This is a genomic window from Yoonia sp. SWMV100, from assembly GCF_056108365.1.
This window is the reverse complement of the sequence record NZ_JBWBAQ010000003.1, coordinates 757,452-775,876: the sequence shown is the minus strand read 5'-3', so window position 1 is coordinate 775,876 and position 18,425 is coordinate 757,452. Positions and strand designations below refer to the sequence as shown.

Annotated in this window: 20 protein-coding genes; 10 read left to right on the top strand and 10 right to left on the bottom strand. The window is 55.7% G+C overall.

Annotated elements, in window-relative coordinates:
* Position 1: 1 nt before the first annotated feature.
* Positions 2-667, bottom strand: a complete 666-nt coding sequence (locus ACXJGX_RS08610; protein WP_474780582.1) for a DUF2161 domain-containing phosphodiesterase — start codon at positions 665-667, stop codon at positions 2-4.
* A 125-nt stretch (positions 668-792) separates the two neighbouring features.
* Between ACXJGX_RS08610 and ACXJGX_RS08605 the strand changes: the two genes are divergently transcribed.
* From ACXJGX_RS08605 to ACXJGX_RS08580, 6 genes are all read left to right on the top strand, one after another.
* The gene (locus tag ACXJGX_RS08605; protein ID WP_474780580.1) at positions 793-1,710 is read left to right on the top strand and encodes a manganese-dependent inorganic pyrophosphatase; all 918 of its coding nucleotides are present in this window, start codon (positions 793-795) and stop codon (positions 1,708-1,710) included.
* Positions 1,711-1,767: 57 nt separating this feature from the next.
* Positions 1,768-2,643, top strand: a complete 876-nt coding sequence (locus tag ACXJGX_RS08600; RefSeq protein ID WP_474780578.1) for a TIGR01459 family HAD-type hydrolase — start codon at positions 1,768-1,770, stop codon at positions 2,641-2,643.
* Positions 2,644-2,733: 90 nt separating this feature from the next.
* Positions 2,734-3,177 carry a MaoC family dehydratase gene (locus tag ACXJGX_RS08595; RefSeq protein ID WP_474780576.1) on the top strand — a complete coding sequence of 148 codons (444 nt, stop codon included), beginning with the start codon at positions 2,734-2,736 and terminating at the stop codon, positions 3,175-3,177.
* A 36-nt stretch (positions 3,178-3,213) separates the two neighbouring features.
* Positions 3,214-4,155, top strand: coding sequence for a bifunctional riboflavin kinase/FAD synthetase (locus ACXJGX_RS08590; RefSeq protein ID WP_474780574.1), 942 nt, complete (start codon positions 3,214-3,216; stop codon positions 4,153-4,155).
* On the top strand, positions 4,145-4,615 hold the full coding sequence (locus tag ACXJGX_RS08585) for a YcgN family cysteine cluster protein (RefSeq protein ID WP_474780572.1): 471 nt from the start codon (positions 4,145-4,147) through the stop codon (positions 4,613-4,615). The genes ACXJGX_RS08590 and ACXJGX_RS08585 overlap by 11 nt, the downstream gene beginning before the upstream one ends.
* The gene (locus tag ACXJGX_RS08580) at positions 4,615-5,661 is read left to right on the top strand and encodes a threonine aldolase family protein (RefSeq protein WP_474780570.1); all 1,047 of its coding nucleotides are present in this window, start codon (positions 4,615-4,617) and stop codon (positions 5,659-5,661) included. The genes ACXJGX_RS08585 and ACXJGX_RS08580 overlap by 1 nt, the downstream gene beginning before the upstream one ends.
* On the opposite strand, the gene ACXJGX_RS08575 is transcribed toward ACXJGX_RS08580, so the two are convergent.
* On the bottom strand, positions 5,630-6,415 hold the full coding sequence (locus tag ACXJGX_RS08575) for an alpha/beta fold hydrolase (RefSeq protein ID WP_474780568.1): 786 nt from the start codon (positions 6,413-6,415) through the stop codon (positions 5,630-5,632). The two genes, ACXJGX_RS08580 and ACXJGX_RS08575, sit on opposite strands and share 32 nt — an antisense overlap.
* Positions 6,416-7,009: a DsbA family protein gene (locus ACXJGX_RS08570; RefSeq protein ID WP_474780566.1), complete on the bottom strand. Its 594-nt coding sequence runs from the start codon at positions 7,007-7,009 to the stop codon at positions 6,416-6,418.
* A gap of 113 nt (positions 7,010-7,122) precedes the next feature.
* Between ACXJGX_RS08570 and ACXJGX_RS08565 the strand changes: the two genes are divergently transcribed.
* Positions 7,123-8,142 carry a ribose-phosphate pyrophosphokinase gene (locus ACXJGX_RS08565; RefSeq protein WP_474780564.1) on the top strand — a complete coding sequence of 340 codons (1,020 nt, stop codon included), beginning with the start codon at positions 7,123-7,125 and terminating at the stop codon, positions 8,140-8,142.
* Between the two features lie 76 nt (positions 8,143-8,218).
* Here the strand turns inward: ACXJGX_RS08565 and ACXJGX_RS08560 are convergent, their stop codons facing one another.
* The 7 genes from ACXJGX_RS08560 to ACXJGX_RS08530 all read right to left on the bottom strand — a co-directional run bounded on the left by ACXJGX_RS08560 (position 8,219) and on the right by ACXJGX_RS08530 (position 14,640).
* A complete protein-coding gene (locus ACXJGX_RS08560; protein ID WP_474780562.1) occupies positions 8,219-8,569 on the bottom strand; it encodes an H-type lectin domain-containing protein in 351 nt (116 codons plus the stop codon).
* A gap of 121 nt (positions 8,570-8,690) precedes the next feature.
* Entirely contained in the window at positions 8,691-9,128 is a 438-nt protein-coding gene (locus ACXJGX_RS08555; RefSeq protein ID WP_474780560.1) for a F0F1 ATP synthase subunit epsilon, read from the bottom strand.
* A gap of 20 nt (positions 9,129-9,148) precedes the next feature.
* Positions 9,149-10,573 (bottom strand): F0F1 ATP synthase subunit beta, encoded by a 1,425-nt coding sequence (atpD, locus tag ACXJGX_RS08550; RefSeq protein WP_474780558.1) that lies wholly within the window; start codon positions 10,571-10,573, stop codon positions 9,149-9,151.
* Positions 10,574-10,591: 18 nt separating this feature from the next.
* On the bottom strand, positions 10,592-11,464 hold the full coding sequence (locus ACXJGX_RS08545) for a F0F1 ATP synthase subunit gamma (protein WP_474780556.1): 873 nt from the start codon (positions 11,462-11,464) through the stop codon (positions 10,592-10,594).
* A 24-nt stretch (positions 11,465-11,488) separates the two neighbouring features.
* A complete protein-coding gene (atpA, locus tag ACXJGX_RS08540; protein ID WP_474780554.1) occupies positions 11,489-13,024 on the bottom strand; it encodes a F0F1 ATP synthase subunit alpha in 1,536 nt (511 codons plus the stop codon).
* Positions 13,025-13,585, bottom strand: coding sequence for a F0F1 ATP synthase subunit delta (locus ACXJGX_RS08535; RefSeq protein ID WP_474780552.1), 561 nt, complete (start codon positions 13,583-13,585; stop codon positions 13,025-13,027). It abuts the gene before it with no gap.
* A 290-nt stretch (positions 13,586-13,875) separates the two neighbouring features.
* Positions 13,876-14,640: a DUF2793 domain-containing protein gene (locus ACXJGX_RS08530; RefSeq protein ID WP_474780550.1), complete on the bottom strand. Its 765-nt coding sequence runs from the start codon at positions 14,638-14,640 to the stop codon at positions 13,876-13,878.
* Between the two features lie 196 nt (positions 14,641-14,836).
* Between ACXJGX_RS08530 and gmd the strand changes: the two genes are divergently transcribed.
* The 3 genes from gmd to ACXJGX_RS08515 are packed head-to-tail and all read left to right on the top strand — an operon-like array spanning position 14,837 to position 18,324.
* A complete protein-coding gene (gmd, locus tag ACXJGX_RS08525) occupies positions 14,837-15,955 on the top strand; it encodes a GDP-mannose 4,6-dehydratase (RefSeq protein WP_474780548.1) in 1,119 nt (372 codons plus the stop codon).
* A complete protein-coding gene (locus tag ACXJGX_RS08520) occupies positions 15,956-16,915 on the top strand; it encodes a GDP-L-fucose synthase family protein (RefSeq protein ID WP_474780547.1) in 960 nt (319 codons plus the stop codon). It abuts the gene before it with no gap.
* Positions 16,912-18,324 carry a mannose-1-phosphate guanylyltransferase/mannose-6-phosphate isomerase gene (locus ACXJGX_RS08515; RefSeq protein WP_474780545.1) on the top strand — a complete coding sequence of 471 codons (1,413 nt, stop codon included), beginning with the start codon at positions 16,912-16,914 and terminating at the stop codon, positions 18,322-18,324. The genes ACXJGX_RS08520 and ACXJGX_RS08515 overlap by 4 nt, the downstream gene beginning before the upstream one ends.
* Positions 18,325-18,425: the final 101 nt, after the last annotated feature.

Genomic DNA, 18,425 nt, shown 5'->3' with positions numbered 1-18,425 from the left:
CCTATGCGTCACCGTCATCTCCGAAATCGATCATCCCTTTTCGGCCGGTTTCTGTCAGGTCATAGATCCCGCGCGATACACGCTGAAACCACCCGTAATGATCGTCGGCCATAATTTGGGTGGCCTGCGGCACCTCGGCCCATTCTTTGACTTTTGCGCCTTTTGACGGGCCATGCACCGCCAAAAAACGCGCGCATCGCAGGGCATCTTGCCGATACCCTGTGACGATGCCATGGCGGGTTGCGCCACCAGCGTTGGGGTCGCCCTGCAACCGATCAAATGCCCGCAACAGCCGGGTTTGCTTTTTCTTGGATTTACGTGGGGCATAGGGGCCGGGATCGGCCAGAACCTCGACGAAATTATCGCGCAATCGCACCGTCATAACGCCAAGCCCCAAGCGACGGGCAAGCGATACATTTGCCTTTTGCGCCTTGGCGCGCCCATCGGACGGCACTGCGACATAAACGTGGTCCGTTACAGACAATCGGTCGACCCCTTGATGAAAAAGCGCAAGCGAGAACCCAAGCTTGAGCTCGACCACAATCAAGTCATCCGCCTTGCGCGCCACAACATCGGCCGCGCCGACCTCGCCTTTGACTTCGTAACCTTGCCTTTGAAGGTAGGCTTTGATCGGCGCATAAAGATCGGCCTCGCGGGGTTTGGTCATTTGTCGGCTATCCTGTGCAATCGCCGTATCATGGCGTAGGGTGCCGGGTGAATGCAACGGCGTGACATTGTGAAAAGCCCTGCTATAACGCGCCCAAATCCGATCACATCTAAAGGCAGACAATTATGACAACTCTTGTTTTTGGCCACAAAGCCCCCGACACCGACAGCACCGGGTCTCCGCTGATCTGGGACTGGTTTTTGAACCACACAGGTATCGAAGCCAAAGCGGCCCTGCTTGGCACGCCCAACACCGAAGCGGCCTTTGTCGCAAAGCGCTGGGGCTTTGACTTGCCGGCGGTGATTTCCGACGTGGAAGATGGCCAATCTTGTGTGATTGTGGACACCAACAACCCTGCCGAACTGCCCGCAAATATTAACAATGCTGACATTCTGGCGATCATTGATCACCACCTGTTGGTCGGCGGCCTCAGCACCAAAGGCCCGATCAATATCACGATCCGTCCGCTGGCCTGTACCGCGACCATTATGCATGAAATGATGGGTGCAAAGGCGGCTGATATGCCCGACAACATCAAAGGTCTGATGCTGTCGTGCATCCTGTCCGACACGCTTGCGTTTCGGTCCCCGACAACGACATCGGTCGATAAAGACTTGGCCGAATCTTTGGCCAAAGACCTGAAAATCGACATCGAATCCTACGCGTCGGAAATGTTCGAAGCCAAATCGGATGTATCCGCGTTTTCGGATGCTGAACTGCTGCGGATGGACAGCAAAGAATACGAAGTCGCCGGAACCAAGTTCCGCGTTTCTGTTCTGGAAACCACTGCGCCAAAAATTATCCTGGACCGCAAAGCATCCATCATGGAAACCATGACCACCGTCGCCAAGGAAGACGGCGTTGATCAGGTGCTGCTGTTTGTCGTCGATATTTTGCGCGAAGAAGCCACAATGTTGATCCCGAACGATCTATCCAAAACGCTGGCCGAAAAATCGTTCGACGCCAAAGTCGAAGGTGACAGCGTTGTTCTGCCGGGCATCATGAGCCGCAAAAAGCAGATCATCCCGAACCTGAAACTGTAATCGGCTTGCCCCGGATCGGTCCGGGGCAACACGCCAATACTTAAAAAAGGCCGCGCCATGACCCAGATTATCGAAACTTTCGCTGACATCTCGGGTCAGTACGACGCGGCCTTTGTTGATTTATGGGGCTGTATGCACGACGGCATCACGGCGTTGCCCGATGCGGTGTCTGCGATGCAATCGTACCGCGCGCAAGGCGGTGTTGTGGTGCTGGTGACCAATTCGCCCCGCCCATGGGAATCGGTTGCCCATCAAATCCACGGTTTTGGCATTCCCGAAGACGCGTGGGATGCGATTGCCACCTCTGGTGACAGCGCCCGTGCCGCGATGTATCGCGGCATCGTTGGCGAAAAAGTCTGGTTTATGGGTGAAAGCCCCCGCGATGATGATTTCTTTAAGCCACTAAAAATCATCGACACCCCGGTGAACATCCAACGCGTACCACTGGACGAAGCCGAGGGCATCGTTTGTTGCGGTCCGTTCGATCCGATGGCCGACCTTGACGTCAACCGCGCGCAGTTCCTTTATGCCAAACAAAAGGGGCTCAAGTTGCTGTGTGCCAACCCCGATATCGTTGTGGACCGCGGCGAGATACGCGAATGGTGTGCCGGCGCGCTGGCAGCCCTTTACACCGAAATGGGTGGCGAAAGCCTGTATTTCGGCAAACCGCATCCGCCGATCTATGATCTTGCCCGCCGCCGTCTGGCTGCCCTGAACAAAGTGCCCGCGGACGCCCAGATCATTGCTATCGGCGACGGCGTACATACTGATGTTTTGGGTGCTGTTCAGGAAGATCTGGACGTTTTGTTCATCACCGGCGGGCTTGCCGCGACCGAGACCAAGACGATGCACCAGCCCGATCCCGCCGCGCTTGATGCCTATCTGAATGCGCAGCAAACCAGTGCAACATTTGCGATCGGGCATCTTCGCTAACGGAATCACTTGATCTTTCTGCGCCTGCAAAGTAATAAAATTACAATACGGATATGTATTTGGGATTTTTGTTACTCAATGGAGCGCGACATGTTAGATAACGCCCCCCGTGGGACGATTTGCATCGAAGATATTGAAATCGGAATGATCCGGTCTTTGCGGAAGGTCGTGACCGACCGTGATATCGAAATGTTCGCCGAAGTCTCCACCGACCGGAATCCGGTCCATTTAGACGAAGACTATGCCCAAGATACGATCTTTGGCGGACGCATTGCGCATGGCATGTTGACCGCTGGCCTGATCAGCGCCGTCATTGGCGAACAACTGCCTGGCCACGGCACGGTTTATTTGGGTCAAAGCCTGAAATTCTTGGCACCGGTGCGCCCCGGTGACATGGTTCTGGCCGAGGTCGAAGTGACAGATATCGACCATTCCAAACGCCGGGTGACGCTGAATACGCGCTGTCTCGTGAATGATAAAAAGGTCCTTGTGGGCGATGCTACGGTTCTCGCGCCGTCACGTAAATTCGACTAGGGTTGAACACCCCCGCAGGCCGCGCTACGCAAGGATATGCGCATCATCCGAGACACCTTATTCATCGACCCAAATGACCGCGGCGCGGTTGCGGCCATTGGCAACTTTGACGGTGTCCATTTAGGGCACCAGTCGGTTCTCAATTTGACGCGCAGCGCAGCGCAGGCTGCAAACGCACCATTGGGCGTCATGACATTCGAACCTCATCCGCGCAGCTATTTTTCCCGCGACCCGAACCCGTTCCGCCTGATGAACGCCGAATCCCGCGCCAATCGTCTGGCCAAATTAAGCGTTGAGAAGCTGTATGAAGTCCCTTTTAACGCAGCCCTCGCGCAGCTTAGCCCACGTGAATTCGCGCAGACCGTGATTGCTGACCAACTTGGCCTCAAGCATGTTGTGGTGGGCGCCGATTTTTGCTTTGGCAAGGGGCGCAGTGGAACGGTCACTGACTTGCAGACCTTTGGCGCCGAGATGGGTTTTGGCGTGACAATTGCACCGCTCCTCACCCATGACAACGGGAATGTTTCGTCAACCGCGATCCGTGACGCGCTGACAGACGGCAGGCCACGTGACGCCGCCGCGATGTTGGGCCATTGGCACCGTATCGAAGGCAAAGTTATTCGCGGCGATCAGCGCGGGCGCGAATTGGGGTATCCAACCGCAAATATGTCCATCGCAGGACTGCATCCCCCCAAATTCGGGGTTTATGCGGTCAAAGTTGACGTATTGGACGGCGCCCACAAAGGCACATATGACGGTGCCGCATCGATTGGTGTGCGCCCGATGTTTGGCGAAAATACCCCCAATTGCGAAAGCTTTCTCTTTGACTTCAAGGGCGATCTTTATGGCGCAACGCTGTCTGTCGCGCTGGTCGATTACCTGCGGCCCGAACTGAAATTTGATGGGCTTGACGCGCTGATCACCCAGATGGGTGTCGACTGCGACACTGCCCGAAAGATCCTGAAAAATGTCAAATGAAATCACCCGTGGCGGCCTGACGGACCGGTTTTGGGAAACCAAAGCCATGAACAAACTGTCAAAGCCCGAATGGGAAGCGCTGTGCGATGGCTGCGGCAAATGTTGTCTGAACAAATTGGAAGACGAAGACACCGGCGTCGTCGTGATGACGCGCGTGGCGTGTCGCCTGCTGGATGATCAAACCTGTCTTTGTGGCAACTACCCGATCCGGCATCAGTTTGTGCCGGAATGCATCGTTCTTAGCCCGAAAACCATCGAAAGCACGATGTATTGGCTGCCGCTAACCTGCGCCTATCGTTTGGTCTATGAAGGGCGTCCGCTATACGACTGGCACCCGCTGATCAGCGGTGATCCAGAATCGGTGCATCGCGCTGGCGTATCCGTGCGGGGCATGACGATCCCCGAATTCGAGGTCGACGAAGACGACTGGGAAGACCACATCATCGAGGAGCCGCTGTAATGTTTTTTGCGTCTGACAACGCGGGTCCAGTGCATCCGAAAATCATGCAAGCCCTCAGCGATGCCAACATCGGCTATGCGCTTGGGTATGGCGCCGACAAGATTATGGACGACGTGCGCCAGCAGGTACGAGACCTGTTCGAAGCCCCCGATGCCGCCGTTTATCTGACGATCAACGGCACATCTGCGAACGCCCTTTTGCTGGCGACAATGACCCAGCCTTGGCAGACGATCTTTTGTGCGGATATCGCCCACATCCAAGAAGACGAATGCAACGCCCCCGAATTCTATTCGCAGGCGAAACTATCGCTTATTCCCACTGTCGATGGTAAATTTGACAGTGTTTCGCTAAAAACCCGCATCGAAGCAGAGCAAAATCGTGGTGTCCATGGTGTGCAGCGCGGTCCGGTTTCACTGACGCAGACCACCGAAAAAGGGACGGTTTACACATTGGACGAGATCCGCGCGATCACCGATGTCGCCCGGTCTTTTGGTCTGAAAACCCACATGGATGGTGCGCGTTTCGCCAATGCAATGGTCACGCTGGGATGCAGCCCTGCGGACATGACATGGAAAGCAGGCATTGATACCGTCAGCTTTGGCGGGACGAAAAACGGCGCGATGGGGGTAGAGGCCTGTGTGATCTTTGATCCCGACCTCGCGTGGGAATTCGAGTTGCGCCGCAAACGCGGTGGGCATCTGCTGTCCAAGCACCGCTATTTGTCTGCGCAAATGCAGGCCTATCTGACGGACGGTTTGTGGATCGAAACAGCGCGGGCCTCAAACGCACGCTGCGTACAATTGGCCGAAGGGCTACGCGCCCATAACACAGCGCAACTGTTGTTTACGCCGCAGGCCAACATCATCTTTTTCCGGATGCCCCGCCATGACCACAAGCGTGTGCTTGATGCCGGCGCGGTCTATTACGTCATGGACGGCGATGTGAATACAGGCGATCCCGATCAAATGCTGACCGCCCGCCTTGTCACCGATTGGGCAATGACCGAACAAAGCGTCAGTGAATTCCTCGCGCTGCTGCGCGGATGATCGCAGCGACTTCGGTCGCATGGGTCAGCGGCACCATGTGCGCTGCCCCATCAACCACATTATCTGTAGCTTGCGGAATGCGCTGCATCAGGGTTGCGTGAATCGCAGCGACCACAGGCTGCGTGGCGCTGCCCCTGACCAATGTCACGGGCATTGTCAGCGCGCCCAAACGCGTCGCAGATGTGATCCCATCCGCGTCCTCTTCAATCGCCGCAGCACCCGCGACGATCAGATGGATGCGGTCAGTTAAATAGCGTTGGCGTCCAGGCGATAGATCATTCCACGGCTGCGCCCCCCACAATGTGTTAAAATGCTGTGCGGCGCGGGCTTCGTCGCCCGTAAGCATTGCGCCGATAAACGGGCGAAAGGCCGCAGCATGGGCGGCATGCGCGGCACTTCCTTTGGTGGCCGCAAAATAGACAGGTTCGATCAGGGTCAAGCGACTGACCAGATCGGGCCGCTCAACAGCCACGCGCAGCGCAGCAGTTGCGCCGAACGAATGACCGATCACGTGGGTTGGACCGTCGCAAAGCGACGCGGTGATCTTGGCAACCAGCCCCTGATATTCGGCGTTCCCGTCCCAATCTGCGCTGCGGCCATGGCCGGGAAGATCGAACAGCGTCATTGTGCCATCCAGATGCCGGGCAAGCGGCTTCATACCCTCTAGCCGCCCTAACGCGCAATGCGCCATCACGATGGGTGCGCCTGCGCCACTGACGTCAACACAGACCCTTTGGCCCGCAAGCAGCGTCACTTAGGCGCCAGCCAGATATAGGTCCAGATCATCCAACCGGTCGCGCCCCCAAAACCGTTCATCCGTATCGGTGATAAAAAAGGGTGCGCCAAACGCACCGCGCAACACAGCCTGCTCAAGGTTTTGCGCATAGGTGTCTGCGCTAGTCAGCATGTGTTTATCAGCGAGGTCAGCGTCAAAACCTGCCGCCGTCAAACAGTCGCGGATCACATCATCTTGCGAAATATCGCGGTCGTCCGCCCAACATGCCGCGCCGATCGCCTTTGCCAGCCCGGCCACGTCACCCCCGACCTTTTGCGCCGCAATAATCGCATAGGACGACGGCGCAGGATTGGTGGGCCAGAACGCGGGCTTAAGCGTGAGCGGCAGTCCCGCTTTGCCGCTTTCGCGACGCAGCTCTTGGGCACGGTATTCCATCCGGCTGGGGTGGCGATCTTTTGGGGCAGTTCCACCAGTTCGGGCAAACAGACCCATGATGTCTAATGGTCGATAGGTGATTGTGGCGCCATTCTTTTCCGCGATTTCAGCGGGGCGTGTCCCGCATAGGTAGCTAAATGGCGAAATGGTGGAAAAGAAGTAGTCAACATGGGCCATTTTTGTCTCCTGAGGTGCGCGCATTGTTTGCCTGACGGTAACCCTGTGCTAGTCGGTGTCAACGCCACGAATCTGTTACGCCAATGTAACCCTCCTCTGCCAAAGGATGCCTAATGCCCAAAATGAATGCGCCAAAGCTGATTTCAGGTAACGCGAACCAACCCCTTGCCGCCGCAATTTCCCGACGAATGTCGATGCATCGCGGGATGGATGTCGGGCTTGTTGATGCGCGCGTCGAACGGTTTAACGATGGCGAGATATTCGTCGAGGTGTTCGAAAATGTGCGTGGCGAGGATATGTTTATCGTCCAGCCCACATCAAATCCGGCCAACGACAATTTGATGGAATTGCTTATCATTACAGACGCCTTGCGGCGGTCATCGGCTGGCCGCATCACCGCGGTTATCCCGTACTTTGGCTACGCCCGCCAAGATCGCCGGTCCAAAGCGCGCACGCCCATCACAGCAAAATTGGTCGCAAACATGTTGGTCGAAGCGGGCATCGAACGTATCCTGACGTTGGATTTGCACGCCACCCAAATTCAGGGTTTTTTCGACATTCCGGTTGATAACCTCTATGCTTCGCCGATCTATGCCTTGGATGCGATGCACCACTTTCGGTCTTGCATGGAAGACGTGATGGTCGTGTCGCCTGACGTTGGGGGTGTGACCCGCGCGCGCGACCTTGCCCAGCGTATTGGGGCCCCCCTGTCCATCGTGGACAAACGCCGCGGCAAACCCGGTGAAGTCGCTGAAATGACCGTGATCGGTGATGTGAAAGACCGCGTCTGCATCATCGTCGATGACATCGTCGACACGGCTGGCACCCTATGCAAAGCCGCCGAAGTGCTGATGGAGAACGGCGCAAAAGAGGTGCATTCTTATATCACGCACGGCGTGCTGTCTGGCCCGGCGGTCGAACGGATCAAGAATTCAGCCATGAAAAGCCTTGTGATCACCGACACTATCGCTGCGACAGATGCCATCAAAGCCGCATCCAACATTCGCATCGTTCCCACCGCGCCGATGTTTGCGCAGGCCATTCTGAACACATGGAACGGCACATCCGTGTCATCGCTGTTCGACCACAAGACCTTGGGCCCGATCTACGAGGGCCTTTATACAGCCGACTAAGCAAGGCGTTGCGCCAAAGAAAAACCCGGTCGCGCAAGCGGTCGGGTTTATTTTTGGGCGCGGCATTCAGCGGGCATCAATAAAGTTCCCACGCATCATCATGCGGGAGTTCCCCGATCGACGTCCACGCAACCCGAAGCCGCGCAACCTGCGTGTCGGACCATGTCCGAAAGACGATCTCGAATCCGGTCTCGGTGATTCTTTCGGCCTGGACGTCGGCGCGGATGTTTGAGCTATTTGAAATATCCCACATCGAAATCGAGACCTGCACATGCGGCGGCGTCACATATGGTTTCGCAAACTTAACGGATGCATGGCTTTTGCGCGGGCCTTGGCCACGCCACATCTCGCCATCATCTTCGAAGTCAGAGAACAGAACCACGTCGCCGTGATCAACCCCTATCAACCCACGTTCAAATTTACGCATTGCCGCGACCGGCCTCTCGAATACATCCATAGGTGTATCACAGAGTTTGTGAATAAATGCGACCTAAAAAACGCAAAAGGCCCCGCAAGGCGGGGCCAATGGCGAATAGATTTAAAGAGCGTTACCCGAAGCTGGACTGATTTGGGTCAAGACCGATATGGGTGCCAATCGCCACCATATCTGCAATCAGCTTGGCCGCGTCATCGACGGGGCCCGGCTCATTTTTAAAGACTTCTTCGTGCTTCTTGTACAGTTCTTTGGCGTCAGCGATCATTTGGTCATAGACCTCTTGCGTCAGCTCGTCGCGGTGCATGGCCTGTTCGGCCAGTACAGAAACGCCTGTCGCGCTGATCTCGGCAAAACCGCCCAAGACGACATATTCGTCTGTGGTGCTGCCATGCGTCACGCGCAGGATACCGGGGCGCAATGTCGTGATGGTGGGCGCGTGGCCTGCCATCGCGGTCATATCACCGTCGGCACCGGGGATCTGGACCTCGGTCGCCTCGACCGACGCCAAGCGGCGTTCGGGCGAGACAAGGTCAAATTGTAGGTTTGCCATGTCGGCTCCTTACAGGTTCATTAAGCTGCGGCTGCAGCCATTTTTTCGGCTTTTGCGATAACTTCAGCGATGCCGCCTACCATGTAGAACGCACCTTCTGGCAGGTGATCGTATTCGCCAGCAACAACGGCCTTAAAGGACGCGATTGTGTCTTCCAGCGGAACCTGAACACCCGGAGAGCCAGTGAACACCTGCGCCACGTCGAAAGGCTGTGACAGGAAGCGTTCGATCTTACGTGCGCGCGCAACGGTCAGTTTGTCTTCTTCTGACAATTCGTCCATGCCCAAAATCGCGATGATATCCTGCAACGATTTGTAGCGCTGCAACATCTGCTGCACGTCCGCCGCAACGGCATAGTGCTCTTCGCCAACGATGGCTGGGTCCAGCAGGCGCGATGTGGAATCAAGCGGGTCAACCGCAGGGTAGATACCCTTTTCCGAAATCGCACGGTTCAGAACCGTTGTCGCATCCAAGTGAGCAAACGATGTGGCCGGCGCAGGGTCGGTCAAGTCATCCGCAGGAACATAGATCGCCTGAACGGACGTGATCGAACCGTTTTTGGTCGATGTAATGCGTTCTTGCATCTGGCCCATGTCGGTGGCCAGTGTCGGCTGGTAGCCCACAGCCGAAGGAATACGGCCCAGCAGTGCGGACACTTCGGAACCGGCTTGTGTAAACCGGAAGATGTTGTCCACGAAGAACAGAACGTCTGTGCCGGACTGGTCGCGGAATGCTTCTGCCATTGTCAGACCTGACAGGGCCACACGCATACGCGCACCTGGTGGCTCGTTCATCTGACCGTAAACCAGCGCAACTTTGGACTTGGTCAGGTCGTCGATGTCGATAACTTTGGAATCGATGAATTCGTAGTACAGGTCGTTCCCTTCACGGGTCCGTTCACCCACACCCGCGAACACGGAATAACCCGAGTGCACTTTGGCGATGTTGTTGATCAGTTCCTGAATCAGAACGGTTTTACCAACACCGGCACCACCGAACAGTCCAATTTTACCACCCTTCGCATACGGCGCGAGAAGGTCGATAACCTTGATGCCTGTGACCAGCACTTCGGAAGCTGTTGACTGTGCTTCAAAAGGTGGCGCGTCAGCGTGAATCGAACGGCGCTGTTGCTCGCCAATCGGGCCTTTTTCGTCGATAGGTTCACCGATCACGTTCATGATGCGGCCCAGTGTGGCGTCGCCCACTGGCACGGTGATGGTTGTGCCCAGATCGGTCACTTCCTGACCGCGCACCAGACCTTCGGTAGAGTCCATCGCGATGGTACGGACGGTGTTTTCGCCAAGGTGCTGCGCAACTTCAAGCGTCAACAGCTTGCCGTTGTTGTCTGTGGTTAGGGCGTTCAGAATTTCAGGCAGATGGTCACCGAACTGCACGTCAACGACGGCGCCGATGATCTGCGTGATCTTGCCTTTTGCGTTTGCCATAATGGTTTTCTCCGGGGTCTAGAGCGCTTCCGCGCCCGAAATAATTTCAATCAGCTCGTTGGTGATCACAGCCTGACGCGAGCGGTTATACTCGATGGTCAGCTTGTCGATCATTTCACCAGCGTTGCGTGTGGCGTTATCCATCGCGGACATCCGTGCGCCCTGTTCAGAGGCAGCATTTTCCAGCAGTGCGCTGAAAATGGCTGTTGCAACACCACGTGGCAACAAGTCAGCAAGGATTTCTTCCTCACTTGGCTCATAGTCATAAAGCGCTGCGTCAGCGTCTTCGGCCACGTCGAATTTCGCAGGGATGATCTGCTGCGCAGTCGGATGTTGTGTGACAACGTTTTCGAAACGCGCGAAGAAGATCGTCGCGATGTCAAATTCACCGTCATCGAAACGCGACAACACATCTTTTGCGATGTTTTGCGCATCGGCATAGCCCACGCGTTTCACGCCCGACATGTCAAAGTGCTTTACGAAATACTGACCCAAGTCGCGCTTGATCGCGTCGCGGCCTTTTTTCCCAACGGTGACAATTTTCACTGTCTTACCGGCGGCGATCAGTTTTTGCGCATGCACTTTAGCAAGCTTTGCGATGTTGCCGTTAAAACCACCACAAAGGCCACGTTCAGCCGTCATGACAACCAGCAAATGCACCTGATCGCTGCCCGTACCGGCCAGCAATTTTGGAGCACTCGCAGAGCCGCCAACCGAAGCAGACAGCGCACCCATCAAAGCGTTAAAACGCTCTGTGTAGGGACGTGATGCTTCGGCTGCGTCTTGGGCCCGGCGCAATTTTGCAGCCGAGACCATCTGCATGGCCTTCGTGATCTTGCGGGTCGATTTGACCGACGCGATCCGATTTTTAAGGTCCTTAAGATTAGGCACGTTTTCGTCTCCTTATCTCAAGATTTACGCGAAATCAGCGGCGAATGCGTCCAAAGCGGCTTTGATCTTTGCTTCTGCGTCACCTTTGATTTTTGGATCTTCCTTGGTGATCATGTCCAGCACGTCTTTTGCGTTTGTGCGCAGGTGCTTAAGAAGACCAGCCTCGAAACGACCAACGTCTTTGACGCCGACCTTATCCAAGTAACCTTTGGTGCCTGCGTAGATGACGCAAACGATCTCTGCGTTGGTCAGTGGCGAATACTGCGGCTGTTTCATCAGCTCTGTCAGACGGGCACCACGGGCCAGCAATTGCTGTGTCGCGGCGTCCAAGTCAGAACCGAACTGCGCAAAGGCCGCCATTTCGCGGTACTGCGCCAATTCCAGTTTCACCGGACCAGCAACCGACTTCATCGAGTTTGTTTGAGCAGACGAACCAACGCGCGACACCGACAGACCTGTGTTCACAGCAGGACGGATCCCTTGGTAGAACAGTTCTGTTTCCAGGAAGATCTGACCGTCGGTGATCGAAATCACGTTTGTCGGAATAAACGCAGACACGTCACCACCTTGGGTTTCGATGATCGGCAGCGCCGTCAAAGACCCGGAACCGTTGTCTTCGTTCAACTTACAAGACCGCTCCAGCAAGCGAGAGTGGAGATAGAAAACGTCACCTGGGTAGGCTTCACGCCCTGGTGGGCGGCGCAGCAGCAGCGACATTTGACGATAAGACACAGCCTGCTTCGACAGATCATCATAGATGATCAGCGCGTGGCGGCCGTTGTCGCGGAAATGTTCTGCCATCGCAGTTGCAGCATATGGTGCAAGGAACTGCATCGGCGCAGGGTCAGAAGCTGTCGCAGCAACAACGATCGAATATTCAATCGCGCCGGATTCTTCGAGCTTTTTCACCAATTGTGCAACGGTCGAACGCTTTTGACCGATCGCAACGTATACGCAATACAGCTTGTCATATTCGCTGGTCGCTGCATCGTTATACGATTTTTGGTTCAGAATCGTATCCAGCGCGATGGCTGTTTTACCTGTCTGACGGTCACCAATGATCAATTCGCGCTGACCACGGCCAACCGGGATCATCGAGTCAACAGACTTCAGACCAGTCGCCATTGGTTCGTGCACGGACTTACGTGGGATAATGCCTGGTGCCTTGGAATCAGCAACAGCGCGCTTTGTTGTTTTGATCGGACCTTTACCGTCCAACGGGTTGCCCAGACCATCGACAACGCGGCCCAGCAGTTCATCACCAACGGGAACGTCCACGATGGACTTGGTGCGTTTCACAACGTCACCTTCTTTAATGTCACGGTCGGACCCGAAAATAACAACACCGACGTTGTCAGATTCAAGGTTCAAAGCCATCCCACGGATACCCCCGGGGAATTCAACCATTTCACCGGCCTGCACGTTATCAAGGCCATAAACGCGGGCGATACCATCACCAACGCTCAGTACCCGGCCAACTTCGGCCACTTCGGCATCTTGACCGAAGTTTTTGATCTGGTCCTTAAGGATCGCAGAGATTTCAGACGCTTGGATCGCCATTTATCCGACCTCTTTCATAGTGTTCTGGAGTGCGTTGAGCTTTGAAGCGATCGACGTATCGATCATTTTAGAGCCCACTTTTACAATAAGACCGCCGATGATTGACGCATCAACGGTTTCTTTGATGGTGACAGACTTGCCGAATTGGGAAGTCAGTGTTTTTGCCAGTTTGTCGGCTTGCGCTTTGGTCAGCTTTTTCGCTGCAGTGACTTCCGCTGTCACTTCGCCGCGCTCGTCCGCCAGCATGTCGCTTAATGCGACAAGAAACTGCGGCAATACAAACAAACGGCGCTTGCTTGCCAGCAGCGCCAATACATTGCTTGTTGTCGCAGATAATTCCATTTTTTTGGCCACAGCAGAAATCGCTGCGCCCTGTTCGTCGCGGCTGTACAGCGGCGACGACAGCAATGTGCGCAAATCCGCGCTTTCAGCCATTGCAGTTTCAAAGGCAGCTACGTCAACTTCGAGCGCCTTGATGGCCTTGCCTTCCTTGGCAAGGTCAAACACAGCAGTCGCATATCGCGACGCAATGCTTGTGGAGATACCAGCAGTTTCGGACACGTCCACCCTTCCGATGTCTTAGGCCCAGATCACCGCCCGACCTAGGGCAGCAAACAGGCAACTTGTTTGGCCCCCGTTCATCACGAAAGCGTCAAAATCCAGCGCGATGTAGCAGAGCAGCTATGCTGTCGCAAGCACCCTGCGGCGTTAATGCACATCATATTGGTCACTTGGCGCACTTTGGCATGATTTTGTCCGCAGAAACCACATATTAAATAAATGAGGCACAAAAAAATGGGCGCGGCCTATCAAGGCCGCACCCACAAAAGTGTTAGATTTTTGTCGCTGTGTTAAAATAAATCCTGCCAAACCACCCCGTCATGACACCGCAGTTTCGCAGCGGCAGAATCGAAATAAACGTCACCAGCCTGCGCGCTGGCAGGGGCTGCGCCCGGTGTCAGACGCAATAACTGCTCAACCGTAACGCGTCCTGTATCCCCTGCAATCGTCGCGGCTGTCGTCCAGTTTGATCCGTCCGCGCTGACCTTGATGCTAAAGTCGTCATTGCCTGCCAGCCCCATTTCTGCCCGTCCTGACCAGCCGGATTGGTACAATAGCGACCCGGTGTCGCCCGACCCCGCCTTATTGATTTTCAGCTGGTGCCCCGCGCCTTCGTTATTCAGCAGCGTTGACGGCGCATTGATGCTCAGCCTGTTGTAGCTATCCGCGGTCGCATTAATCCCAATGAAAGAAAGGTTTTGCAGCAACGGGTCGCCGCCTTTGGTCACCCAGCCACCACCCGAACACACTTGCAATTCCGCCAAATCGCGCACCCACGCGACCCACCCGTCACGCGGTGCGACAAACAGCCACCCACCCCCGCGCCAAGTGGCGATCTGGCCGTCGTGGCCGACCCAATCCCCCGTCGCCCCGGCACCCAACGCCCATGCTTGCCCTTCGGCTGGGCTGACAGGTGGCGTGGTCGCAAAGGAACTTTCAAGCGTCAATTGGACAACCATGTCGAGCAATTCAATCGCCTCGTTATGGGTGACGTGCTTTTGCGCCTGCGCGGGCATGATAAATGGCAATGAAAGATTAGGGGTTTGGTTTGACATGGGGACAGCACCTTTTGGGAAAATGAAATCCAAACCACTATTCATTGATTGCCGTAAATGATTGGTGCAGCGGCCGTACGGTGCCTGAAACGCCCGAAATTCATTAAGATTAACGTGTCGTTAAGGCTTCTGCGGCGACAAAGAGGTTAACGCGGGTGAAACGAATCGCCTCGCGGCAAAGCGGAGGCATAAGACGGTGAAGCGCGCGTTGATTACCGGCATAACCGGTCAAGATGGATCCTATTTAGCAGAGTTTCTGCTGGAAAAAGGGTACGAAGTCCACGGAATCAAGCGCCGCGCGTCAATGTTTAACACCGCACGGATAGACCACATCTACGAAGACCCCCAGACCGATGACGCACGGCTTATCTTGCACCACGGCGACTTGACGGACAGTTCTTGCCTGACCCGAATCATCGCACAGGTGCAGCCCGACGAAGTCTACAATCTTGGTGCACAATCCCATGTTGCCGTCAGCTTTGAAGCGCCGGAATACACGGCAGATGTCGATGCCATCGGCACGCTGCGCCTACTGGAAGCAATCCGGTTTCTGGGTCTGGAAAACAAAACACGGTTCTATCAGGCTTCGACATCGGAACTGTTCGGGCTTGTGCGTGAAAGCCCGCAAAGCGAAACCACCCCTTTTCATCCGCGTAGCCCGTATGGCATTGCCAAACTGTATGCCTACTGGACCTGCGTGAACTACCGCGAGGCATACGGTATGTTTGCCTGCAACGGCATCATGTTTAACCACGAAAGCCCGCGGCGCGGCGAAACATTTGTGACCCGCAAAATCACGCGCGGCATGGCCAATATCGCGTTGGGCCTTCAGGATTGCCTGTATCTGGGCAATATCAACGCACAGCGCGACTGGGGCCATGCCAAAGACTACGTGCGTATGCAGTGGATGATGCTGCAACAGGACACACCAGACGATTACGTTATCGCCACGGGCATCCAGCATTCTGTGCGTGATTTCATCCGCTGGACAGCGGCAGAACTGGGACTTCAGCTGGCGTTTCGCGGCGAAGGCCTGCAAGAGACCGCAACAGTGACCGCCGTGACAAGCGACCGCGCCGCCGCGGTGAAACCCGGCGATGTGGTGATGCGCGTCGATCCCCGCTACTTTCGGCCAGCCGAAGTAGAAACTTTGCTGGGCAATCCGGCGAAAGCAAAGGCGCAATTAGGGTGGTCACCGCAGATCACGGCGCAGGAAATGTGCGCAGAAATGGTGACCCATGATTTGCAGGCTGCGCGTCGTCACGCGCTTCTTGTCCAGCATGGGATGCACCTGCCCGTGTCCGTCGAGGCATAGATGCGGATTTATATTGCAGGGCATTGCGGCATGGTCGGCAGCGCAATTTTACGAAAGCTACAGACGCAAACCCACCACGAACTGATTACCGCGCCCCGCGCACGGCTTGATCTGACAGACCAGCACGCGGTGCGCAACTTTATGAACGACACGCGCCCAGATGCCGTGATCCTTGCCGCAGCCCGCGTCGGCGGAATCATGGCAAATGCGACGTTCCCGGCGAATTTCATCTATGAAAACTTGATGATTGCGGCCAACGTTATCAACGCTGCGCATGACGCGGATATCCAACGCCTTCTGTTTCTGGGGTCGTCATGTATATACCCTGCCGCAGCGCCCCAACCGATGCGCGAAAACGCCCTGCTCACCGGCGGGCTTGAACCCACGAATGAACCCTATGCGATCGCAAAAATCGCCGGAATCAAGCTGTGTGAAAGCTATAATCGGCAATACGGCCGTGATTACCGGTCAATCATGCCAACGAATCTTTATGGACCGGGCGACAACTTTCACCCGGAGACGGCGCATGTCGTGCCGGCGCTACTGCACCGGTTTGATGATGCCGCACGCAAAGGTGCAGATCGGGTCCAAATCTGGGGGAGCGGCATAGCACGCCGTGAATTTTTGCATGTCGACGACCTCGCCGCCGCCGCCCTTTTTGTATTAAATCTGGAAAAGCTGCGCTATGACGCGGTCACCACGCCTATGCAAAGCCACCTGAATGTCGGCACAGGGCAGGACATTGCGATTTCGGAACTGGCGCGAATGATCGCTAAAATCACGGGGTTTACCGGGGCCATTTCCTACGACACCAGTAAACCTGATGGCGCGCTGCGCAAACTTCTGGATATCAGTGTGATGTCCGCGCTCGGCTGGCAGGCCCGGATCGAGTTGACCGCGGGAATGACTGCGACCTACGACTGGCTGCGCTCTGAGCATAGCGTCAGAGGTATAGCATGATCTCCCCCATTATCTTGTGTGGTGGCACAGGCACCCGGCTTTGGCCGCTGTCGCGCAAAAGCTATCCAAAGCAATTTGTTCCCCTGATGGGTGAACACAGCCTATTCCAATCCTGCGCCATCCGGTTGAAAGGTGCTACCTTCACGGCACCTGTGGTCGTCACGGCAGACAGCTTTCGCTTCACCGTGGCGCAGCAACTGCAGCACGTCGGCCTTGATCCCGGCGCCATTTTGATCGAACCCGCCGCACGCAATACCGGGCCGGCGATCTTGGCTGCCGCGCTTCACCTCATGGAAACCGATCCGGACGGCCTGATGCTGGTTGCGCCGTCCGACCAGGTGATCCCTGACAAACACGCGTTTGATTCTGCCATCGCGACCGCTATTCCGGCAGCGCAATCTGGACAGTTGGTGACATTTGGGATCACGCCGACACGCCCCGAAACGGGGTACGGTTACCTTGAACTCCATACGATGCCCAAGGGTGAAACGGTCGCCCTACCGCTGCGCAGCTTTGTCGAAAAGCCCGACGCGAACAAGGCGGCGCATATGCTGTCTGACGGGCGATATCTTTGGAACTCGGGTATTTTTCTGTTTTCCGTGCAGACAATTTTGGCGGCATACAGGGCCCACGCGCCGGAAATGTTTGCCACAGTACAGGCCGCGGTCAGCGCCGCCAAACACGACCTTGGCTTTTTACGGCTTGATGAAGCGTCATGGAAAGCTGCTGGCGATATCTCGATTGACTATGCCGTGATGGAAAAGGCCGATAACCTGTCTGTTGTTCCATTCAGTGGCGGCTGGTCAGATCTGGGCGATTGGGCATCAGTCTGGCGCGAAACCGAAAATGACGGGCTGGCGCTGTCAGGGGCCGCCACCGCAATCGACTGCAAAAACAGCCTGCTGCGATCAGAAACAGACGGGCAGACCATTGTCGGTATTGGCCTGGAAGACATTATTGCAGTGGCAATGCCGGACGCAGTTTTGATCAGCCACAAAAGCCGGGCGCAGGACGTGAAACAGGTAGTCGCACTGCTGAAAGAACAAGGCGCACCCCAAGCAGAGTGTTTCCCAAAAGATCACCGGCCTTGGGGGTGGTATGAATGCCTGGCGCATGGGAACAGATTTCAGGTAAAGCGGATCGTGGTGAACCCTGGCGCATCGCTATCGCTTCAATCGCATCACCACCGGGCCGAACACTGGATCGTGGTTCACGGCACTGCAAACGTAAGCGTCGATGGCACCTGTAAATTAATAACGGAAAACCAGTCCATCTATATTCCGCTCGGCGCCGTACACAGGCTTGAAAACCCCGGAAAACTGCCGGTGGTCTTGATCGAGGTCCAAACCGGGAGCTATTTGGGCGAAGATGACATTCAGCGTTACGAAGATATCTATGCGCGCACGTGATGGGCGCAGATCCGCTAACGTAAGTTGTGAAGATTGACACAGGCTGCCGAGTTGTGGACATTGCGCCGTAATTATACGCGGCCCGGGTATTTTCGCCAAAG

Excerpts from the sequence above, each read along its gene's own strand:
- ACXJGX_RS08610 (WP_474780582.1), bottom strand. The coding sequence starts at position 667 with ATGACCAAACCCCGCGAGGCCGATCTTTATGCGCCGATCAAAGCCTAC.
- ACXJGX_RS08605 (WP_474780580.1), top strand. The coding sequence starts at position 793 with ATGACAACTCTTGTTTTTGGCCACAAAGCCCCCGACACCGACAGCACC.
- ACXJGX_RS08600 (WP_474780578.1), top strand. The coding sequence starts at position 1,768 with ATGACCCAGATTATCGAAACTTTCGCTGACATCTCGGGTCAGTACGAC.
- ACXJGX_RS08595 (WP_474780576.1), top strand. The coding sequence starts at position 2,734 with ATGTTAGATAACGCCCCCCGTGGGACGATTTGCATCGAAGATATTGAA.
- ACXJGX_RS08590 (WP_474780574.1), top strand. The coding sequence starts at position 3,214 with ATGCGCATCATCCGAGACACCTTATTCATCGACCCAAATGACCGCGGC.
- ACXJGX_RS08585 (WP_474780572.1), top strand. The coding sequence starts at position 4,145 with ATGTCAAATGAAATCACCCGTGGCGGCCTGACGGACCGGTTTTGGGAA.
- ACXJGX_RS08580 (WP_474780570.1), top strand. The coding sequence starts at position 4,615 with ATGTTTTTTGCGTCTGACAACGCGGGTCCAGTGCATCCGAAAATCATG.
- ACXJGX_RS08570 (WP_474780566.1), bottom strand. The coding sequence starts at position 7,009 with ATGGCCCATGTTGACTACTTCTTTTCCACCATTTCGCCATTTAGCTAC.
- ACXJGX_RS08565 (WP_474780564.1), top strand. The coding sequence starts at position 7,123 with ATGCCCAAAATGAATGCGCCAAAGCTGATTTCAGGTAACGCGAACCAA.
- ACXJGX_RS08560 (WP_474780562.1), bottom strand. The coding sequence starts at position 8,569 with ATGCGTAAATTTGAACGTGGGTTGATAGGGGTTGATCACGGCGACGTG.
- ACXJGX_RS08555 (WP_474780560.1), bottom strand. The coding sequence starts at position 9,128 with ATGGCAAACCTACAATTTGACCTTGTCTCGCCCGAACGCCGCTTGGCG.
- atpD (WP_474780558.1), bottom strand. The coding sequence starts at position 10,573 with ATGGCAAACGCAAAAGGCAAGATCACGCAGATCATCGGCGCCGTCGTT.
- atpA (WP_474780554.1), bottom strand. The coding sequence starts at position 13,024 with ATGGCGATCCAAGCGTCTGAAATCTCTGCGATCCTTAAGGACCAGATC.
- ACXJGX_RS08530 (WP_474780550.1), bottom strand. The coding sequence starts at position 14,640 with ATGTCAAACCAAACCCCTAATCTTTCATTGCCATTTATCATGCCCGCG.
- ACXJGX_RS08520 (WP_474780547.1), top strand. The coding sequence starts at position 15,956 with ATGCGGATTTATATTGCAGGGCATTGCGGCATGGTCGGCAGCGCAATT.
- ACXJGX_RS08515 (WP_474780545.1), top strand. The coding sequence starts at position 16,912 with ATGATCTCCCCCATTATCTTGTGTGGTGGCACAGGCACCCGGCTTTGG.